The sequence below is a fragment of the Mesorhizobium sp. WSM4833 genome, from assembly GCF_055811095.1.
Genome location: NZ_JBVVQG010000006.1, coordinates 242,017 through 259,902 on the forward strand (window position 1 = coordinate 242,017; position 17,886 = coordinate 259,902).

Here is a 17,886-nt window from a genome sequence, read left to right on the forward strand (position 1 = left end):
CAATGGGGTCGAATTTCCTATGCTGGTGAAATCACGCCCGCCCGTTTCGAGCCTGCTCCTTGGCATAGGGCGCCGGTCGCTCGACAACTTTCGCGATACGATGCAGATCGCCAAAAGCCGCCTTGCCACCCGGCCGGCCAGATACCCGAATATTTTGTGGTCGGTCTGGGTGCTGGTCTGGGTCTTGCTGACGGCGGCGGCGTTTGTTCGTCTCGACACTCCGGCCGGAATGCTTCACGGCAAGTGGTCGGCGGGATTTGCCCGGACTGCCGACTTTTTCACCCAGTTCGGCCTGGGAGGCTGGTATATCATTCCCTCAGTGCTTCTGCTTGTCGCCGCGAACCTGACGGATTGGCGAAGCCTGTCGCGGCGCTCGCTGATGCTGCTCTACAACTGGACCTGCCTGGCTTTTCTGGTGCTGTGCGCCACCGGCCTGTCGGGGATCGCCGTCAATGTGTTGAAATATGCCATTGGCCGGGCTCGCCCGCTCTATTACGAGGACTTTGGCGTGCTGACCCTGCACCCCTTCGCGTTCGATGCGCGCTTCGCCGGCTTTCCGTCCGGCCATGGTACGACAATGGGCGCGGTGTTCGGGGTCGCTTTGCTGTTGTTTCCGCGGCGCTGGTACATCGCCCTGGCGATCACCGCCTGCATCGCCTCGACCCGTATCTTCGTTGGCGCGCACTATCCCAGTGACACCGTCGCCGGCTTCGGCCTTGGCTGCGGTTTCGCGCTTGCCTGCGGGCTGGTCTTTGCCCGGCTCGGCTTCATCTTCCGGCCGACGCCGTCGGGACTGCCGGTCCGCAAGAGAACTTTTCGGCTGATCGGACCGACAAGGAAGGCTGCCTGAGCATTCGAAGTTCAGTTGCCGTCCAGTCCGCCATAGGATCTGACCAGGTCGGCCATGCCGGGCGATTGGTGGTCTTCGCTTTCGAGCCCCTGCGCAACGCCGACGCGATCGGCGACCGGCCGGTTCTGGCTGACCTTCCACTTGCCGTGGATTTCGCTGATCTCGATTTCCAGCCCGATAAGGCCCTTGATCTGCGACTGGATGAAGGGCTCCGGCGCATCGGTCACCGCCCAGGGCGCGGCGCGGGCGCCTTCCTGGGAGACGGTCAGATCGGCGATCTGCTGCGCCAGCCAGTCCTGATCATCCATCACCTTGACGGTGCCGCGAACCTGCACGATGGCATAATTCCAGGTCGGCACCACCTTGCCGGTCTCGCGCTTGGTCTCGTACCAGGACGGCGTCACATAGGCATCGCTGCCCTGGAAGACGATCAGCACGGGTGACGCCGGGTTGTCGGCCAACAGGCGCCATTGCGGGTTGGCCCGCGCCAGATGGGCGCGCAGCCGGCCGTTCGGCCCGATTTCCGGGTCGAGCAGGAACGGGATGGCGTTGGCGACCGGCCCATCGGGCCCGTTGGAAATCAACAGGCCCAGCGGATGCGTCCGGATCAGCCCGTGCAGGATTTCCGGCCGCGTTTCCCTGAAATGAGGAGGTTCGTACATCGCCGTCCCTGCTTTCTTTGCTTATCTCAGCCGCTTCGGCCGCGGATCCGACAATTCGCCGGCCAGCCGGCGGTCGAGATAGTCGGCGCATTCCTCGAGCAGCAGGTCGGCATCGTTGGAGAAGAAATGGTTGGCGCCGGGCAACGTCTTTTGGGTGATGGTGATGCCCTTCTGCGTGTGCAGCTTGTCGACCAGGCCCTGCACATCCTTTGGCGGCGCCACCTTGTCGGCATCGCCATGGATGATCAGGCCCGATGACGGGCAGGGCGCCAGGAACGAGAAATCATAGGTGTTGGGCTGCGGCGCGATCGAGATGAAGCCTTCGATCTCGGGCCGGCGCATCAGAAGCTGCATGCCGATCCAGGATCCGAACGAGTAGCCGGCGACCCAGCAGCTCTTGGAATCGGGATGCAGCGACTGCACCCAATCCAGCGCCGCAGCGGCATCCGACAACTCGCCGGTGCCGTGGTCGAATTCGCCCTGACTGCGGCCGATGCCGCGGAAATTGAAGCGAAGCGTGGTGAAGTCCCGCTTCTGGAACATGTAGAAGAGGTCGTAGACGATCTTGTTGTTCATCGTGCCGCCGAATTGCGGGTGCGGGTGCAGGACGATGGCAATCGGCGCGCTCTTTTCCTTGGAAGGCTGGTAGCGACCCTCCAGGCGGCCGGCAGGACCGGTGAAAATGACCTCAGGCATAAAATACTCCACTTGGGTATACGAATGCGCGGTGCCTGGAACGTTTCCTCTGGCCTTGACGCAGGGCGAGCGTCTTCTTAGAAGCTAGTTTAGAATTGTTCAAAACTGAGTGGCAAGACATCGAGCCGGGCCACCCGCGCCGCAAGCCGCGTAAATAGGACGGCTCGCCTTGGAATTTCAAGGAAATAACGCCATACGACAGCGGAATGGCTTCTGACGGGACTTGACGGACGAAAATGGCCGCAAAACGCGCCTATCTCGACTACAATGCCAGTGCGCCGCTGCTTGCCGCGGCCCGCGAAGCTATGGTCGCGGCGCTCGATGTCGCCGCCAATCCGTCATCGGTTCACGCCGAGGGGCGGGCGGCCCGCCGTCTGATCGAGACCGCAAGGCGCGACGTGGCGGCGCTCGTCAACGCCAAGCCCGAGCACGTCGTGTTCACCTCCGGTGCCACGGAAGCAGCCTCGACGCTGCTGTCACCCGACTGGCAGATGGGGCGCGGCACGGTGCGCATGAGCCGGCTTTACGTGTCGGAGGCCGATCATCCCTGCCTGTTGAACGGCGGACATTTCCCGGCAGTGCAGGTAAACCGGATCGGCGTCGACGCCAACGGTATCGCCGATCTCGACGCTTTGGCGGCAGCGCTCAGTGGTCATGACAAGAGCGAAGGCCTGCCGCTGGTTGCCATCCACGCCGCCAACAACGAGACCGGCGTCATCCAGCCGATCGATCGCATCGCCGGGATCGTCAAGGCGGCGGGCGGCATCCTCATGGTCGACGCCGTGCAGGCCGCCGGGCGTGTTTCGATCGATCTATCAGCGGGTTACGCCGATTATCTGATTCTGTCCTCGCACAAGATCGGTGGTCCCAAGGGCGTCGGCGCCATCGTCGCGGCTTCGGATCTGATGATGCCGAAGCCGTTGATCAATGGCGGCGGTCAGGAAAAGGGCCATCGCGGCGGGACTGAAAACCTCGCTGCCATTGCCGGTTTTGGCGCGGCCGCCCGCGAGGCCCTGGCCGGATTGCCGGCCATAGATGCGGTGCGCCGGCGCCGCGACGAGATCGAGGCCATCGTGAAAACGCTGGTGCCGGACGCGGAAATCTTCGGAACCGGTGCGCCAAGGCTTGCCAATACGGCATTCTTCGCTATTGCGGGCGTCAAAGCCGAAACCGCGCAGATCGCCTTCGACCTGGCCGGTGTAGCGCTGTCGGCCGGCTCTGCCTGTTCGTCGGGCAAGGTCGGACCGAGCCATGTGCTGAAAGCCATGGGATACGGTGACAGCCTTGGCGCCTTGCGCGTGTCGATCGGTCCGGCGACGGGCGCGGAAGACATCGAGTTGTTTCGCGTTGCGCTGACGGGAATCGCCGCGCGTCGGGCGGATAGAGAAAAAGCCGCGTGAGCGGTTGGGGCATCGGACCGAAAAGCGCGTAGCGGTTTTCGGGAAAATCCGATGCTTGACGAAAATGATTTGGGCCATTCGGCCTGGTAGAGCCGTGCGTTTCATGCTGGCCGGGTGAATTTCCGGTCGAAGCGCACTATATGAAACTTACGCTGCCGCAAGCGCCTTTTTGGGGTTCGTTTTGGCGGTGCCATAGTTTGAAAACTGTCGGGCCTTGACCCCGGCGTGGATGGAGAACGCATATGCCTGCTGTGCAGGACACGATCGATCGGGTCCGAAAGATCGACGTCGACCAATATAAATATGGATTCCAGACCGAAATCGCGATGGATAAGGCCCCCAAAGGCCTCAGCGAAGACATTATCCGTTTCATTTCGGCCAAGAAGGACGAACCGTCCTGGATGCTGGAATGGCGTCTGGAAGCCTATCGCCGTTGGCTGACGCTTGACGAGCCGACCTGGGCGCGCGTCCACTATCCCAAGATCGATTTCCAGGACATCTACTTCTACGCGGCGCCCAAGAGCACGCCCGGCCCGACCTCGCTCAGCGATGTCGATCCCGAACTCTTGAAGGTCTACGAGAAGCTGGGTATTCCGCTGCGCGAGCAGGAAATCCTCGCCGGCGTGCAGAAGACCGACGCCTCGGAACTCGAGGAAGTCAGCGACAATGTCTACAAATCGGGCCGCGTCGCCGTCGACGCCGTGTTCGATTCCGTTTCCGTCGTCACCACCTTCAAGAAGGAGCTGGCGCAGGCCGGCGTCATCTTCTGCTCGATCTCGGAAGCCATCCGCGAGCATCCCGAACTGGTGAAGAAGTATCTCGGCTCGGTCGTGCCGACCTCCGATAATTATTACGCCACGCTGAATTCGGCCGTGTTCACCGACGGCTCGTTCGTCTTCGTGCCCAAGGGCGTGCGCTGCCCGATGGAGCTGTCGACCTATTTCCGCATGAACGAGAAGAACACCGGCCAGTTCGAGCGCACGCTGATCATCGCCGAGGAGGGGGCTTACGTCTCCTATCTCGAAGGCTGCACGGCGCCGCAGCGCGATGAGAACCAGCTGCATGCTGCCGTCGTCGAACTGGTGGCGCTCGACGATGCCGAGATCAAATATTCGACGGTGCAGAACTGGTATCCCGGCGACGCCGAGGGCAAGGGCGGTATCTACAATTTCGTCACCAAGCGCGGCGACTGCCGTGGCGATCGCTCGAAGATCTCGTGGACGCAGGTCGAGACCGGCTCGGCGATCACCTGGAAATATCCGAGCTGCATCCTGCGCGGCGACGATTCCTCGGGCGAGTTCTATTCGATCGCTGTCTCGAACGGTTATCAGCAGGTCGACAGCGGCACCAAGATGATCCACCTCGGCAAGAACACGTCGAGCCGCATCATCTCCAAGGGCATCGCCGCCGGCTTCTCGCAGAACACCTATCGCGGCCAGGTCTCGGCGCACCGCAAGGCGACCAACGCCCGCAACTTCACCAACTGCGATTCCCTGCTGATCGGCGACCAGTGCGGCGCGCACACCGTGCCCTACATGGAAGCCAAGAATTCGACGGCGCAGTTCGAGCACGAAGCGACGACGTCGAAGATTTCCGAGGACCAGAAGTTCTACGTCATGCAGCGCGGTATCCCTGAAGAGGAAGCGATCGCGCTGATCGTCAACGGCTTCGTCAAGGACGTCATCCAGCAACTGCCGATGGAATTCGCGGTCGAAGCGCAGAAGCTTATTGGGATCTCGCTTGAGGGCTCGGTCGGCTGACCGGACAGATATTCAGGAAACGATAAAATGCTTGAAATCAGAAACCTGCACGCCCGCATCGTCGATGACGGCACCGAAATCATCCGCGGTCTGAACCTGACGGTGAAAGCCGGCGAGGTTGCCGCGATCATGGGGCCGAACGGCTCGGGCAAATCGACGCTGTCCTACATCCTTGCCGGCCGCGAGGACTATGAGGTGACCGAAGGCGACATCCTCTACAACGGCCAGTCGATCCTCGAAATGGATCCGGCCGAGCGCGCCACGTCAGGCATTTTCCTCGCCTTCCAGTATCCGATGGAGATACCGGGCGTCGCCACCATGGAATTCCTGAAGGTGGCGATGAACGAGCAACGCAAGGCGCGTGGCGAGGAGCCGCTGAAGATTCCGGAATTTTTGAAGCGCGTGAAGGAAGCCGCCGCCTCGCTCAGCATGGACATGGCGATGCTGAAGCGGCCGCTTAATGTCGGCTTTTCCGGCGGCGAGAAGAAGCGCGCCGAGATCCTGCAGATGAAATTGCTGGAGCCGAAATTGTGCGTGCTCGACGAGACCGATTCCGGCCTCGACATCGATGCGCTGAAGATCGTGTCCGACGGCGTCAACGCGCTGCGCGCGCCGGACCGGGCGTTCCTGGTCATCACCCACTACCAGCGCCTGCTTGAGCACATCGTGCCCGACACCGTGCACGTGCTCTACAAGGGCCAGGTTATCAAGTCGGGCGACAAGTCGCTGGCGCTTGACCTGGAAGCCAACGGCTACGCCGGCGTGATCGGCGAAGCCGCGTGAGATGCCAGAGGTAATACCGATGAACATGCACACACAACCGCAGCGGACACCGGCCGAAACAGCGTTGATCGACGCGTTCGGCGACCGGCTGTCGCTGCTGCCGGGTGACGGCGCGGTGATGCTGAAGCGCGACGACGCCATCGAGACGATCAAGCACGGCCTGCCGACGCGGCGCGTCGAATCCTGGCACTACACCGACCTGCGCCGGTTGCTGAATACCGTGCCGGACTTCGACCCTGCCGCCATGGCCAAAGCCATTGCGCCGATCGTTGACGGTTCCACTGTGGTGTCGATCCTGAACGGCAAGTCCGACGCCAAAGTGCCGGTTCTTGAAGGCGTCTCTTTCCAGCGCCTGTCGGAAAAGCTGGTCGACGGCAGCGCAGCAACTGGGCTCGATCCCTATGGCAGCGACGACGCCATCGGCGCGCTGAACACGGCTTTCGTCGCCGACGGATATTTTGTCGACATCGCCGATGGCGTGGAACTCGAAAAGCCGGTCGAGCTGCAGAACCTGCAGGCCGGCGGCCAGACCCATGTGCGCCTGCCAGTGCGCGTCGGCGCCGGCGCCAAGGCCGTCATCGTCGAACGGCAGACGGGTGACGGCGCTGCCCTGGGCAGCTCGGTCAGCCAGCTCGTGCTCGGCGAAGGCGCCGAGGTGACGTGGCTGATCGTCCAGGAACAGCCGGAAACGGCGACGCATCTGGCGCAGTTCAAGGCCCATATCGGCAAGAATGCCAAGCTGACGCTGTTCGTCATGAACGCCGGCGGCAGACTGGTGCGCCAGGAGATCATGGTCAGGACGACTGGCGAAGGCGCCGATTTCAAGCTGCGCGGCATCAACCTCCTGGCCGGCGACACCCATACCGACGTGACCATGGTTCTCGACCACGCCGTGCCGCACACGACCTCGACGGAGATCATCCGCAACGTGGTGACGGGCAAGGCGCGCGGCGTGTTTCAGGGCCGCATCAACGTCCATCAATATGCGCAGAAGACCAACGCCAAGATGGCATGCAACACGCTGTTGCTGTCGGACGACGGCGAGTTCTCGACCAAGCCGGAGCTTGAAATCTTCGCCGACGACGTGATTTGCGGCCATGGCGCGACGGTCACCGAGATCGACCACGATCATCTGTTCTACCTGATGGCGCGCGGCGTCGACGAGAAAAGCGCGCGGGGGCTGCTCGTGAAGGCCTTCGTCGCCGAGGTGATCGAGGAACTGGACGACGAGGCGATCGTCGAAGCGCTGGAAGCGCGGCTCGACGGCTGGTTCCTGGCACACGGGTGACCTGATGAACGCACCGGGCAAGATCGGAGATTTCTACGACGTCGAAGCGATCCGCCGCGATTTCCCGATCCTGTCGCGGGAAGTCTATGGCAAGAAGCTGGTCTATCTCGACAATGGCGCCTCGGCACAGAAGCCGCAGGTGGTGCTCGACGCTATCCAGTACGCCTACAGCCAGGAATACGCCAACGTCCATCGCGGCCTGCATTTCCTGTCCAACGCCGCGACCGACGCCTACGAAAAGGCGCGCGAAACGGTACGCCGTTTCCTCAACGCGCCAAGCACCGACAACATCATCTTCACCTCGAACACGACCTCGGCCATCAACACCGTGGCCTATGGCTATGGCATGCCCAACATCGGCGAGGGCGACGAGATCGTGCTGTCGATCATGGAGCACCACTCCAACATCGTTCCCTGGCATTTCATCCGAGAGCGGCAGGGCGCCAAGCTGGTCTGGGTGCCGGTCGACGATCTCGGCGTCTTCCACATCGAGGAATTCGAAAAACGGCTGACCGACCGCACCAAACTGGTCGCCGTCACGCAGATGTCGAATGCGCTGGGCACGGTGACGCCGATCAAGGAAATCGTGCGCATCGCGCATGCGCGTGGAATTCCCGTCCTCGTCGACGGCAGCCAGAGCGCCGTGCATATGCCGATCGATGTGCAGGATCTCGACTGCGACTTCTTCGTCTTCACCGGGCACAAGGTTTATGGCCCTTCGGGCATCGGCGTGCTCTACGGCAAGAAGGACATTCTCCAGGGCATGCGCCCCTTCATGGGCGGTGGCGAGATGATCGAGGAGGTGACGGAAGACATCATCACCTACAACGAGCCGCCGCATCGTTTCGAAGCCGGCACGCCGCCGATCGTGCAGGCGATCGGACTGGGTGCCGCGCTCGACTATATGGAAACGATCGGCCGCGAGCGCATCGCCGCGCATGAGGAAGACCTTAAGAACTATGCGCATGAGCGGCTGCGCGCCATCAATTCGCTGCGCATCTTCGGCGATGCGCCCGGCAAGGGCGCCATCATCTCGTTCGAACTGCAAGGCATTCATGCGCACGACGTGTCGATGGTGATAGACAGACAGGGCGTTGCAGTCCGCGCGGGCACCCATTGCGCCCAGCCGCTGTTGAAACGTTTCGGCGTAACCTCCACATGCAGGGCATCGTTCGGCATGTATAATACCAGGGCCGAAGTCGACGCTTTGGCCGAGGCGCTTGAAAAAGCGCGCAAATTCTTCGGATGACGTTTTTTTGGGTGACGACCATGGATGATGCAAGCATCGCTGCCGAGACCACTCCGGAAACCGCGCCCAATGCGCTGGTTTCGGGATCGGCCATCCCAGCCGACGAACTGGCGCGGTTGACCGACGACATCGTATCGGCGCTGAAGACGGTCTACGATCCGGAAATCCCGGCCGATATCTACGAGCTCGGCCTCATCTACAAGATCGACATCGAGGACAATCGCTCGGTCAAGATCGACATGACGCTGACCGCTCCCGGCTGCCCTGTCGCCGGCGAAATGCCCGGCTGGGTCGAAAATGCCGTCGGCGCCGTCGAAGGCGTGTCCGGCGTCGAGGTCAACATGACCTTCGACCCGCCCTGGTCGGCCGACCGCATGTCGGAAGAGGCGCAGGTGGCGGTGGGTTGGTACTAGCCCGACAGAGGCTGGTGCACTTGCGCCATGGATAAAACTTCACCATTTTAGGTGAGGAATCATTCGGCAGGCCTTGAACCTGCATGGAATGGAAGGAAAAAGAATGGGACGCTTCGCCGTCATCACCATGACCGAAAAGGCCGCCGACCGGGTGCGCGAGATCGTCGCCACCCGCGACAACGCGCATGGCATCCGCCTCGGCATCAAGAAGGGCGGCTGCGCCGGCATGGAATATACGGTCGATCTGGTGACCGAGCCCAACACCAAGGACGACCATATCGAGCGCGACGGCGCTCATGTCTATGTCGCGCCCGAGGCTGCGCTATTCCTGTTCGGCACCGAGATGGATTTCGAGCAGACGACGCTGCGCACCGGCTTCACCTTCCACAACCCGAACCAGAGCTCGGCCTGCGGCTGCGGCGAATCCGTCGAACTGAAGCCGGCCGACCTGAAGGCACTGGCAGAGGCACGCGCTTCGGCCTGATTTTTTCTTCGCCCCGTTTACGCGGAGAAAGTGTCACGAAGTGACGGATGAGGGGCAGCGCCAGCCTTTCCAGAGTTAGCTCCGCCCAGCCTGCCGGCGTACGTCGTTAGAAAATCCAAGCAATTGGCTTTTCGTTCGCTGCGCGGATCACTCCTCACCTCCCCGTAAACGGGGCGAAGAAACTCACTCCACCCACATGCCCGTCCGCTTGTGCCAATCGGCGATCGATTCCTCGGGATAGACGTCGAAGACCTTGTCGTGCTTGCCAACCACCGGCTCCACCCAGTTCGCTTTGTATTTCAGCATCAGGTGCACTCGGCTCGGCGGAATGGGTAAATCGCTGTCGATCGCTGAGGCGAAGGGGTGCACCAGTTCCGGCCATGTCGGATCGTAGAGCCAAAGGGCTGAGCCGCATTTCTTGCAGAAATTGCGCTCGCCGGTTGAGATTTCGCAATGCGGATGCTCGTCGTCCTCGATCTCCGCCCGAAAGACGCCGAGGCTGCGCTTGCCCCTGATGTTCAGTGTCTCGTTGTCGGCACCGAGATTGATGGCAAACCCGCCGCCGCCCTGCTGCTTGCGGCAGATGGAGCAGTAGCACAGCATGAACGGCGCCGGCGTGTGGCTTTCCACCTCGAAACGCACGGCATTGCAGCGACAGGACCCTTCCAGCAGAAGCGGCATGGCGGGAAAACTCCGATACCTCTCTCAACCTGTCAGCATGATTTTGGTTGCGGCGATGACAAGGCCAGATGCCGGTGACATGATCGCGGCATGGACAATGAACGCATCGCCGAACTGTTCGAGGGTCTCGGCCCTGTCAGCATCCGCAAACTGTTCGGCGGCAAGGGCATCTATTTCGACGGCGTCATCGTCGCCATCGTGCTGCGCGGCGAATTGCTGTTGAAAGCCGACGAGCAAAGCGCCCCCGAGTTCGAGGCCGCCGGCTGCACGCAATGGACCTATACCGGCTCGCGCCACGGCAAGCTGGTCGCCATGCCCTACTGGAGCGTTCCCGACAGCGCTTTTGATGATCCCGACGAGATGACGGTCTGGGCACGCCGGGCGTATGAGGCGGGGCGGCGGGCGGGGAAGTGACGCCAGCCTTGGGGCGCTGGCGCGAGTTAACCCCCCCTCTGTCCTGCCGGACATCTCCCCCTCAAGGGGGAGATCGGACGTCATCGCGACCTTCGCCAATCTTTCGATGGTGAAGGAATGAACGGAGCGCCGAAGCTTCCAATCTCCCCCCTTGAGGGGGAGATGTCCGGCAGGACAGAGGGGGGCGCGAGAAGGAACGCGGCGGTTGCGTTTAGCCGTGCATTGCCGAACGCCTATCCCACCCTACAGAGCCCTGGCTATCCTCGCCGCCAACCTTGCATTGTTTTCCACCAGCGCGATGTTGGTCTTCAGGCTCCTGCCGCCGGTCAGTTCGAGGATTTTTCCCAGCAGGAACGGCGTCACCGCCTTGCCGGTCACGTTGAGCGCTTCGGCGGCCTTCTGCGCGGCGTCGATATAGCCCGCCATCTCCGCAGCCGGGATTTCCTCGTTTTCCGGCACAGGATTGGCAATCAGCATGCCGCCAGCAAGCCCAAGTGCTGCCCGCGTCTGGTAGAAATGCGCGATCTCTTCCGGCTCGTGCAAGGTCAGCGGCGCGCGGAACGGCGATTGCCTGGACCAGAAGGCCGGCATCGTCTCGCAGCCATGGCCGATCACCGGCACGCCGCGCGTTTCCAGCACCTCCAGCGTCTTTTCGATGTCGAGGATGGCCTTGGCACCGGCTGAGACGACAATCACCGGGGTGCGCGCCAGCTCGTCGAGATCGGCGGAAATGTCAAAGCTCTTTTCGGCGCCCTTGTGCACACCGCCGATACCGCCGGTGGCGAACACTTTTATGCCGACCATATGCGCCGCGATCATGGTGGCGGCGACCGTGGTGCCACCGGTGCGCCCTTGCGCCACGGCAAAACCGAGATCGGCGCGCGACAGCTTCATGGCGTCGCCCGTCATCGCCAGCGATTCGCGCTCGCCGTCCGAAAGCCCGATCTTGATGCGGCCGCCAACCACGGCGATCGTCGCCGGCACGGCGCCGCCATCGCTGATGATCTTTTCGACATCGGCCGCCATGGCGCCATTGTCGGGGTAGGGCATGCCATGGGTGATGATGGTGCTTTCCAGCCCCACCACCGGCCGGCCGTCGGCCAGGGCCTGCGCCACCGGCGCGTGGACATCGATGAAGGGGCGGGCGGTCTCAGGGGTCATCAAGGTCTCCTATCCGGAATGCGGCGCGTCCGTCGGACGCTCGGCAACATCGCGGCACTATGAATTCGCCGGTCTCATGCCATTTCCCTGGCATCCGGCACAAGAGCCAACGCTTGCGCGAAGCTCGCCGCGGTGAACTCCGGAACGGCGGCGGCGCTTTCGATGGCAAGCGTCGCCCCGGCAATGCCTTCGCGCAGAGCTGCCCGCAACGGCAGTCCTCGCAGCAAGGCAGCGACCGTTGCGCCCGCCAGCGCATCGCCGGCGCCGGTGACGTCGGCGACTTTTCTTGGTGGCGGCGGCAGGATAGAGAAGGCGCCGGCTTCATCGAAGCCCAGCATGGGCCCGCCGCCTGCCGTCACCACGCCGCTGACGAGGCCGCTGCATCGCAACCCGTCGACGACCTCGCGCTCCGTGGCATTCGCGGCGACGCCGGCCAGCGCCATGGCCTCGCGGCGGTTCATGAAGACCAGCGAAAGCTCCTTCAGCACCGGTAGCAACCGCACCACCTTGGCCGGCGAAATGGCAATCGCGAAAACCGGCTTGCCCGCGGCGAGCGCGACCAGCCGCTCCAGCGCCGTCGTCGGCAGGTTGGCGTCGCAGAAGACGGCATCTGCGGCAGCGATCACCTCCCGCACCTTGGAGCGCCTGATCTGCTTGGGAAACGCCAGGTCGTAGAGCGCCATGTCGGCAAAGCCGACGATCAGTTCGCCTTCGCTGTCGATCAGCGCCGTGTAGCTCGGCGTCGTGCGGTCGAGGAAAACCGCCGACAGGTCGGCAATGCCTGCCTCGGCGATGGCTCGCGAAACGGTGTCGGCAGCGGGATCGCCGCCGCGAACCGACATCAGCGACGCGGAGACGCCGCGCCGCACGGCACTGCGCAAGGCGTTGAAGACGCCGCCGCCGACATCCTCGCGCATCGTGCCCGGATTGGAGGCGGCGGGCACGTAGGCGCCGGACACCTGGCCGCGCCGGTCGATATGGGCGCCGCCTACGGCCAGTATTTTCGCGGATTTCAGCATGCCGGCGATATGACCTTTGTTATTCCAGCCGCACAAGCGCTAGGCTGTGCGACCGAGCTTCGCATGCAAGGCGGCGATTCGGCAGGTCGAAACAACCGAGCCGTCTGGCCCAACGTGCGGTGCATTCCTGATCGAATCCTTGGACAAAAAAAGAACAAATCCGGATAATGCTTGTTTTTCAGATATTTGATCCCTCTTGCCAAATGAGAACAAAAAAGGTACAAATAGGCAGGGATTACGGATTGTCCGGCCTTCATTGACGACCAAGGGGTGATGTATCATGGCTCAGAATTCTTTGCGGCTGGTAGAGGACAAGGCAGTGGACAAATCAAAGGCTCTGGATGCGGCGCTGTCGCAGATCGAGCGGGCTTTCGGCAAGGGCTCGATCATGCGGCTCGGCGCGAACGAGCAGGTCGTCGAGATCGAAACGGTGCCGACCGGCTCGCTTGGCCTCGACATCGCGCTTGGCGTCGGTGGCCTGCCGCGCGGCCGCATCATCGAGATCTACGGGCCGGAAAGCTCGGGCAAGACGACGCTGGCCCTGCACACCGTGGCCGAAGCCCAGAAGAAGGGCGGCATCTGCGCTTTCGTCGATGCCGAGCACGCGCTTGACCCGGTCTATGCCCGCAAGCTTGGCGTCGATCTCGAAAACCTGCTGATCTCGCAGCCCGACACCGGTGAGCAGGCGCTGGAAATCTGCGACACGCTGGTGCGCTCCGGCGCCATCGACGTGCTGGTGGTCGATTCGGTCGCGGCGCTGACGCCACGCGCCGAAATCGAAGGCGAGATGGGCGATTCGCTGCCCGGCCTGCAGGCCCGCCTGATGAGCCAGGCGCTGCGCAAGCTGACCGCCTCGATCTCGCGCTCCAACACCATGGTGATCTTCATCAACCAGATCCGCATGAAGATCGGCGTCATGTTCGGTTCGCCCGAGACGACGACCGGCGGCAACGCGCTGAAATTCTACGCATCGGTGCGCCTCGACATCCGCCGCATCGGCTCGGTCAAGGACCGCGACGAAGTCGTCGGCAACCAGACCCGCGTCAAGGTGGTCAAGAACAAGCTGGCGCCGCCCTTCAAGGTGGTCGAGTTCGACATCATGTATGGTGAAGGCGTGTCCAAGACCGGCGAACTGGTCGATCTCGGCGTCAAGGCCGGCGTGGTCGAGAAGTCGGGCGCCTGGTTCTCCTACAATTCGCAGCGTCTCGGCCAAGGCCGCGAGAATGCCAAACTGTTCCTGCGCGACAATCCCGACACCGCACGCGAGATCGAGCTGGCGCTCCGACAGAATGCCGGGCTGATCGCCGAAAAGTTCCTTGAGAATGGCGGCTCCGAAGGTGGCGACGACGGGTTCGAGGAGGAATCCGGCGCGATGTGACAACTCGCGAGGTCGGCCGGAGTTCGGCCATAATCGCATTCTATTATCTCAGGCTTAAGTAATCGAGTTCCGCGTTAATGCGTTTTGAAACCGCCGGCCCAGTGCCGGCGGTTTTGCGTTTCGGCGGCGAAAACAGGCCGGTTCGAACGGCCGGCAAAGGCCGTGGATTGGACGAATTCCGTGTTTCTGGACAGGGTGAAGCGCGGCGGCTAAAAGGCCAAGTCCTAATCTTCTAAAACGCAGAGCCCATTTCCGCCGGTTTGCCGGCGGCCCTTCCGAAAAGGCAGCATTCATGAGTGGCGTGAACGAAATCCGGTCGACATTTCTCGACTACTTCCGCAAGGAGGGTCACGAGATCGTCGCGTCAAGTCCGCTGGTGCCGCGCAACGATCCGACGCTGATGTTCACCAACGCCGGCATGGTGCAGTTCAAGAACGTCTTCACCGGCCTGGAGAAGCGGCCCTATTCGCGCGCCTCGACCGCCCAGAAGAGCGTTCGCGCCGGCGGCAAGCACAACGATCTCGACAATGTCGGCTACACCGCGCGTCATCTGACCTTCTTCGAGATGCTCGGCAACTTCTCCTTCGGCGACTATTTCAAGGAGCGCGCCATCGAGCTTGCCTGGAACCTGATCACCAGGGAATTCGGGCTGAGCAAGGACAAGCTGCTGGTCACCGTCTATCACACGGATGACGAGGCGGCCGGCTTCTGGAAGAAGATCGCCGGTTTTTCCGACGACCGCATCATTCGCATCGCGACCTCGGACAATTTCTGGGCGATGGGCGACACCGGACCCTGCGGGCCGTGCTCGGAGATCTTCATCGACCGCGGCGAGCACATCTGGGGCGGCCCTCCCGGCAGCCCGGAGGAGGATGGCGACCGTTTCCTGGAATTCTGGAACCTCGTGTTCATGCAGTATGAACAGGTGACGAAGGAGGAGCGCATCGACCTGCCGCGCCCCTCGATCGACACCGGCATGGGCCTGGAGCGCATGGCGTCCATCCTGCAAGGGGTGGAAAGCGTCTTCGAGACCGATCTGTTCCGTCATCTGATCGACGCGGCCTCGTCCGCGATCGGGCATGGTCCCGACAAGGAGACGGTCGCCTCCTACCGGGTCATTGCCGATCATCTGCGCTCGTCCTCCTTCCTGGTCGCCGATGGCGTGCTGCCCTCGAACGAAGGCAGGGGCTACGTCCTGCGCCGCATCATGCGCCGCGCCATGCGCCATGCGCAGCTGCTCGGTGCCAACGAACCGCTGATGTGGAAGCTGGTGCCGGCGCTGGTGCGCGAGATGGGGCAGGCCTATCCGGAGCTGCTGCGCGGCGAACAGTTGATCACCGAGACGCTGAAGCTCGAGGAGACCAGGTTTCGCAAGACGCTGGTGCGCGGCCTCGGCCTGCTTTCCGAGGCGACCGAAACGCTGCATGCCGGGGACATGCTGGATGGCGAGACGGCCTTCAAGCTCTACGACACCTATGGCTTCCCGCTCGACCTGACGCAGGACGCACTGCGCCAGCGCAGCATCTCGGTCGATATTGCCGGCTTCACCAATGCGATGGAGCAGCAGAAGGCCGAGGCGCGCAAGCATTGGGCCGGGTCCGGCGACGCCGCCACCGAGACCATCTGGTTCTCGGTGCGCGAGAAGGCCGGCACCACCGAGTTCCTCGGCTATGAGACTGAAGCTGCGGAAGGCATCATCCAGGCGCTTGTCCGGGACGGCAAGGCTGTCGACGGCGCCGGCAAGGGCGACGCGGTGGCGATCGTCGTCAACCAGACGCCGTTCTATGCCGAGTCCGGCGGCCAGATGGGCGACACCGGCGTCATCTCCGGCGAGGGGTTCTCGATCGAGGTTTCGGATACGCAGAAGAAGGCCGACGGGCTGTTCGTGCATATCGGCAAGGTGGCCAGCGGCACCGTCAAGACGGGCGCGGCTGTCGAGCTGAAGGTCGATCATGCAAGGCGCTCGAGGCTGCGCGCCAACCATTCCGCGACGCATCTGATCCATGAGGCGCTGCGCGAAGTGCTGGGCAGCCATGTCGCGCAGAAGGGCTCGCTGGTCGCGCCCGAGCGCCTGCGCTTTGACATCTCGCACAACAAGCCGATTTCGGCCGAAGACCTCGAAGAGGTCGAGCGCATGGCCAACGAGATCGTCGTCCAGAACGGCCCGGTGACCACGCGCCTGATGTCGGTCGACGATGCCATCGCCGAGGGCGCCATGGCGCTGTTTGGCGAAAAGTACGGCGACGAAGTGCGCGTCGTGTCGATGGGCACCGGCTTGCACGGCGCCAAGGCGAACCGGCCCTATTCGGTCGAGCTCTGCGGTGGCACCCATGTCCGGGCGACCGGCGATATCGGCCTCGTGCGTGTCGTATCGGACAGCGCGGTCGCCGCCGGCGTGCGCCGCATCGAGGCATTGACCGGCGAAGCCGCGCGCAAACATCTCGACGAGCAGGACAGGCGTTTGAAGGCGACGGCAGCCGTGTTGAAGATTTCGCCGGCCGATGTACCGGCGCGCGTCGAGACGCTGCTCGAAGAGCGCAAGAAGCTCGAAAAGGAACTGACCGAAGCGCGCAAGAAGCTGGCATTGGGCGGCGGATCGTCTGCCGATGCTCCAGCCGCCAATGAGACGGTCGCCGGTGTCGGCTTCCTCGGCAAGACGGTCTCAGGTGTCTCACCGAAGGATTTGAAGCCGCTGGCCGATGCCGGCAAGACGTCGCTCGGCTCCGGCGTCGTCGTCTTCGTCGGCTCCGGTGAGGACAACAAGGCCAGCGTCGTCGTCGCCGTCACCGACGACCTCGTCGGCCGCTTCAGCGCTGTCGACCTTGTCCGAGTGGCCTCGGCGGCGCTCGGCGGGCAGGGCGGCGGCGGACGGCCCGACATGGCCCAGGCCGGCGGCCCCGACGCTTCCAAGGCCGATGATGCGATTGCTGCGGTAAGGGCGGCACTCGAAGCGGCGTAGGCGAGTGGACTGAATTTAAAGCAACGGTTGGAGGGACAGCGGACGTCTCTTATCAGCCGATTTTTTCAGTCCGCACGAAGCTCGGCCGAGCCGCAATGCGCGCATACCAGTCCCGGATATCAGGGAACTCGGCCAGCAGATTTCGCCCCTCGGCGACCTTGACGAAATAACCGATGATCGGTGCGGCATGCAGGTCGGCCAGCGTCAGCTGGTCGCCCAGCAGCCACGGTCCCGGCGCTTTCAGCGCGGACAGCGTCCGAAGCGCTTTGCTCGCCTGAGCAAGGCCGCCGGCGATCAACGCCTCGTCGGGCGCCTCCTTCTCCAGCCGCTCGACGGCAACATCCCAGACCATCGATCTGTAGGCATAGGCATCGAGCATGCCGATGATCTGGTTCATGGTTGCGCGGCCACGAGGCTCCGTCGCTTGCAGCGCTGGCCCGTCGAACGCCTCGTCAACATATCTGGCAATCGCGCTCGTCTCGAACAGCCGGAATCCGTCATGCTCGAAGGCCGGGATGCGGCCGAACGGATGATGTTCGAAATACCAGGCGGGAACGCCCTCGGCGGCAAAGACATCGACCGGCACAAGCTCGTAGTCGATGCCTTTTTCCGCGAATACGAGGCGGACGATGCGTACATAGACGCTGTAATCCGCCCCGTAGACGATGGGCTTGCCCATCTTGCTTACT

General features: G+C 62.8%; 17 protein-coding genes. 11 read left to right on the forward strand and 6 right to left on the reverse strand.

All coding sequences use genetic code 11. The features are described 5' to 3' along the window. Positions 1–19 precede the first annotated feature (19 nt). Positions 20–850: a phosphatase PAP2 family protein gene (locus AC0L2D_RS14190; RefSeq protein WP_063171956.1), complete on the forward strand. Its 831-nt coding sequence runs from the start codon at positions 20–22 to the stop codon at positions 848–850. An 11-nt stretch (positions 851–861) separates the two neighbouring features. Here the strand turns inward: AC0L2D_RS14190 and AC0L2D_RS14195 are convergent, their stop codons facing one another. Both AC0L2D_RS14195 and AC0L2D_RS14200 read right to left on the reverse strand, forming a co-directional pair. Next, positions 862–1,512 (reverse strand): FMN-binding negative transcriptional regulator, encoded by a 651-nt coding sequence (locus tag AC0L2D_RS14195; protein ID WP_473541371.1) that lies wholly within the window; start codon positions 1,510–1,512, stop codon positions 862–864. A 21-nt stretch (positions 1,513–1,533) separates the two neighbouring features. Continuing rightward, complete coding sequence (locus tag AC0L2D_RS14200) at positions 1,534–2,208, reverse strand: alpha/beta hydrolase (RefSeq protein ID WP_013532163.1); 675 nt, start codon at positions 2,206–2,208, stop codon at positions 1,534–1,536. Positions 2,209–2,444: 236 nt separating this feature from the next. On the opposite strand from AC0L2D_RS14200, the gene AC0L2D_RS14205 reads away from it, so the two are divergent. The 7 genes from AC0L2D_RS14205 (at position 2,445) to sufA (ending at position 9,585) form a co-directional block, all read left to right on the forward strand. Further along, a complete protein-coding gene (locus tag AC0L2D_RS14205; protein ID WP_063167808.1) occupies positions 2,445–3,608 on the forward strand; it encodes a cysteine desulfurase family protein in 1,164 nt (387 codons plus the stop codon). 242 nt (positions 3,609–3,850) lie between these two features. Beyond that, entirely contained in the window at positions 3,851–5,368 is a 1,518-nt protein-coding gene (gene sufB, locus AC0L2D_RS14210; RefSeq protein ID WP_013532161.1) for a Fe-S cluster assembly protein SufB, read from the forward strand. 27 nt (positions 5,369–5,395) lie between these two features. Then, positions 5,396–6,151, forward strand: coding sequence for a Fe-S cluster assembly ATPase SufC (sufC, locus tag AC0L2D_RS14215; protein WP_023810312.1), 756 nt, complete (start codon positions 5,396–5,398; stop codon positions 6,149–6,151). A 19-nt stretch (positions 6,152–6,170) separates the two neighbouring features. Continuing rightward, entirely contained in the window at positions 6,171–7,439 is a 1,269-nt protein-coding gene (gene sufD, locus AC0L2D_RS14220) for a Fe-S cluster assembly protein SufD (protein ID WP_473541372.1), read from the forward strand. A 4-nt stretch (positions 7,440–7,443) separates the two neighbouring features. Continuing rightward, on the forward strand, positions 7,444–8,688 hold the full coding sequence (locus AC0L2D_RS14225) for a cysteine desulfurase (protein ID WP_473541373.1): 1,245 nt from the start codon (positions 7,444–7,446) through the stop codon (positions 8,686–8,688). 20 nt (positions 8,689–8,708) lie between these two features. Continuing rightward, on the forward strand, positions 8,709–9,101 hold the full coding sequence (locus AC0L2D_RS14230) for an SUF system Fe-S cluster assembly protein (RefSeq protein WP_013532157.1): 393 nt from the start codon (positions 8,709–8,711) through the stop codon (positions 9,099–9,101). A gap of 103 nt (positions 9,102–9,204) precedes the next feature. After that, complete coding sequence (gene sufA, locus AC0L2D_RS14235) at positions 9,205–9,585, forward strand: Fe-S cluster assembly scaffold SufA (protein ID WP_013532156.1); 381 nt, start codon at positions 9,205–9,207, stop codon at positions 9,583–9,585. A gap of 183 nt (positions 9,586–9,768) precedes the next feature. On the opposite strand, the gene AC0L2D_RS14240 is transcribed toward sufA, so the two are convergent. Then, positions 9,769–10,266: a GFA family protein gene (locus AC0L2D_RS14240; RefSeq protein WP_473541374.1), complete on the reverse strand. Its 498-nt coding sequence runs from the start codon at positions 10,264–10,266 to the stop codon at positions 9,769–9,771. A gap of 90 nt (positions 10,267–10,356) precedes the next feature. Here AC0L2D_RS14240 and AC0L2D_RS14245 point away from each other — a divergent pair, with 90 nt between their 5' ends. Then, positions 10,357–10,680 (forward strand): TfoX/Sxy family protein, encoded by a 324-nt coding sequence (locus tag AC0L2D_RS14245; RefSeq protein ID WP_024504570.1) that lies wholly within the window; start codon positions 10,357–10,359, stop codon positions 10,678–10,680. 243 nt (positions 10,681–10,923) lie between these two features. Here AC0L2D_RS14245 and AC0L2D_RS14250 read toward each other — a convergent pair whose 3' ends face one another. Together AC0L2D_RS14250 and AC0L2D_RS14255 are read right to left on the reverse strand one after the other, a co-directional pair. After that, entirely contained in the window at positions 10,924–11,841 is a 918-nt protein-coding gene (locus AC0L2D_RS14250; RefSeq protein WP_473541375.1) for a pseudouridine-5'-phosphate glycosidase, read from the reverse strand. 74 nt (positions 11,842–11,915) lie between these two features. Beyond that, the gene (locus AC0L2D_RS14255) at positions 11,916–12,860 is read right to left on the reverse strand and encodes a carbohydrate kinase family protein (RefSeq protein WP_473541376.1); all 945 of its coding nucleotides are present in this window, start codon (positions 12,858–12,860) and stop codon (positions 11,916–11,918) included. A 280-nt stretch (positions 12,861–13,140) separates the two neighbouring features. Here AC0L2D_RS14255 and recA point away from each other — a divergent pair, with 280 nt between their 5' ends. Together recA and alaS are read left to right on the forward strand one after the other, a co-directional pair. Continuing rightward, entirely contained in the window at positions 13,141–14,238 is a 1,098-nt protein-coding gene (gene recA / locus AC0L2D_RS14260) for a recombinase RecA (RefSeq protein WP_013532151.1), read from the forward strand. 292 nt (positions 14,239–14,530) lie between these two features. Further along, positions 14,531–17,197 (forward strand): alanine--tRNA ligase, encoded by a 2,667-nt coding sequence (gene alaS / locus AC0L2D_RS14265; RefSeq protein ID WP_473541377.1) that lies wholly within the window; start codon positions 14,531–14,533, stop codon positions 17,195–17,197. Between the two features lie 52 nt (positions 17,198–17,249). On the opposite strand, the gene AC0L2D_RS14270 is transcribed toward alaS, so the two are convergent. Then, positions 17,250–17,876, reverse strand: coding sequence for a glutathione S-transferase family protein (locus AC0L2D_RS14270; RefSeq protein WP_473541378.1), 627 nt, complete (start codon positions 17,874–17,876; stop codon positions 17,250–17,252). Positions 17,877–17,886 lie beyond the last annotated feature (10 nt).

Coding starts and splice junctions, on each gene's coding strand:
- AC0L2D_RS14255 (WP_473541376.1), bottom strand. CDS start 12,860: ATGCTGAAATCCGCGAAAATACTGGCCGTAGGCGGCGCCCATATCGAC.
- AC0L2D_RS14205 (WP_063167808.1), top strand. CDS start 2,445: ATGGCCGCAAAACGCGCCTATCTCGACTACAATGCCAGTGCGCCGCTG.
- alaS (WP_473541377.1), top strand. CDS start 14,531: ATGAGTGGCGTGAACGAAATCCGGTCGACATTTCTCGACTACTTCCGC.
- AC0L2D_RS14250 (WP_473541375.1), bottom strand. CDS start 11,841: ATGACCCCTGAGACCGCCCGCCCCTTCATCGATGTCCACGCGCCGGTG.
- AC0L2D_RS14270 (WP_473541378.1), bottom strand. CDS start 17,876: ATGGGCAAGCCCATCGTCTACGGGGCGGATTACAGCGTCTATGTACGC.
- sufA (WP_013532156.1), top strand. CDS start 9,205: ATGGGACGCTTCGCCGTCATCACCATGACCGAAAAGGCCGCCGACCGG.
- recA (WP_013532151.1), top strand. CDS start 13,141: ATGGCTCAGAATTCTTTGCGGCTGGTAGAGGACAAGGCAGTGGACAAA.
- AC0L2D_RS14190 (WP_063171956.1), top strand. CDS start 20: ATGCTGGTGAAATCACGCCCGCCCGTTTCGAGCCTGCTCCTTGGCATA.
- AC0L2D_RS14225 (WP_473541373.1), top strand. CDS start 7,444: ATGAACGCACCGGGCAAGATCGGAGATTTCTACGACGTCGAAGCGATC.
- AC0L2D_RS14200 (WP_013532163.1), bottom strand. CDS start 2,208: ATGCCTGAGGTCATTTTCACCGGTCCTGCCGGCCGCCTGGAGGGTCGC.
- AC0L2D_RS14195 (WP_473541371.1), bottom strand. CDS start 1,512: ATGTACGAACCTCCTCATTTCAGGGAAACGCGGCCGGAAATCCTGCAC.
- AC0L2D_RS14245 (WP_024504570.1), top strand. CDS start 10,357: ATGGACAATGAACGCATCGCCGAACTGTTCGAGGGTCTCGGCCCTGTC.
- sufD (WP_473541372.1), top strand. CDS start 6,171: ATGAACATGCACACACAACCGCAGCGGACACCGGCCGAAACAGCGTTG.
- AC0L2D_RS14240 (WP_473541374.1), bottom strand. CDS start 10,266: ATGCCGCTTCTGCTGGAAGGGTCCTGTCGCTGCAATGCCGTGCGTTTC.
- AC0L2D_RS14230 (WP_013532157.1), top strand. CDS start 8,709: ATGGATGATGCAAGCATCGCTGCCGAGACCACTCCGGAAACCGCGCCC.
- sufC (WP_023810312.1), top strand. CDS start 5,396: ATGCTTGAAATCAGAAACCTGCACGCCCGCATCGTCGATGACGGCACC.
- sufB (WP_013532161.1), top strand. CDS start 3,851: ATGCCTGCTGTGCAGGACACGATCGATCGGGTCCGAAAGATCGACGTC.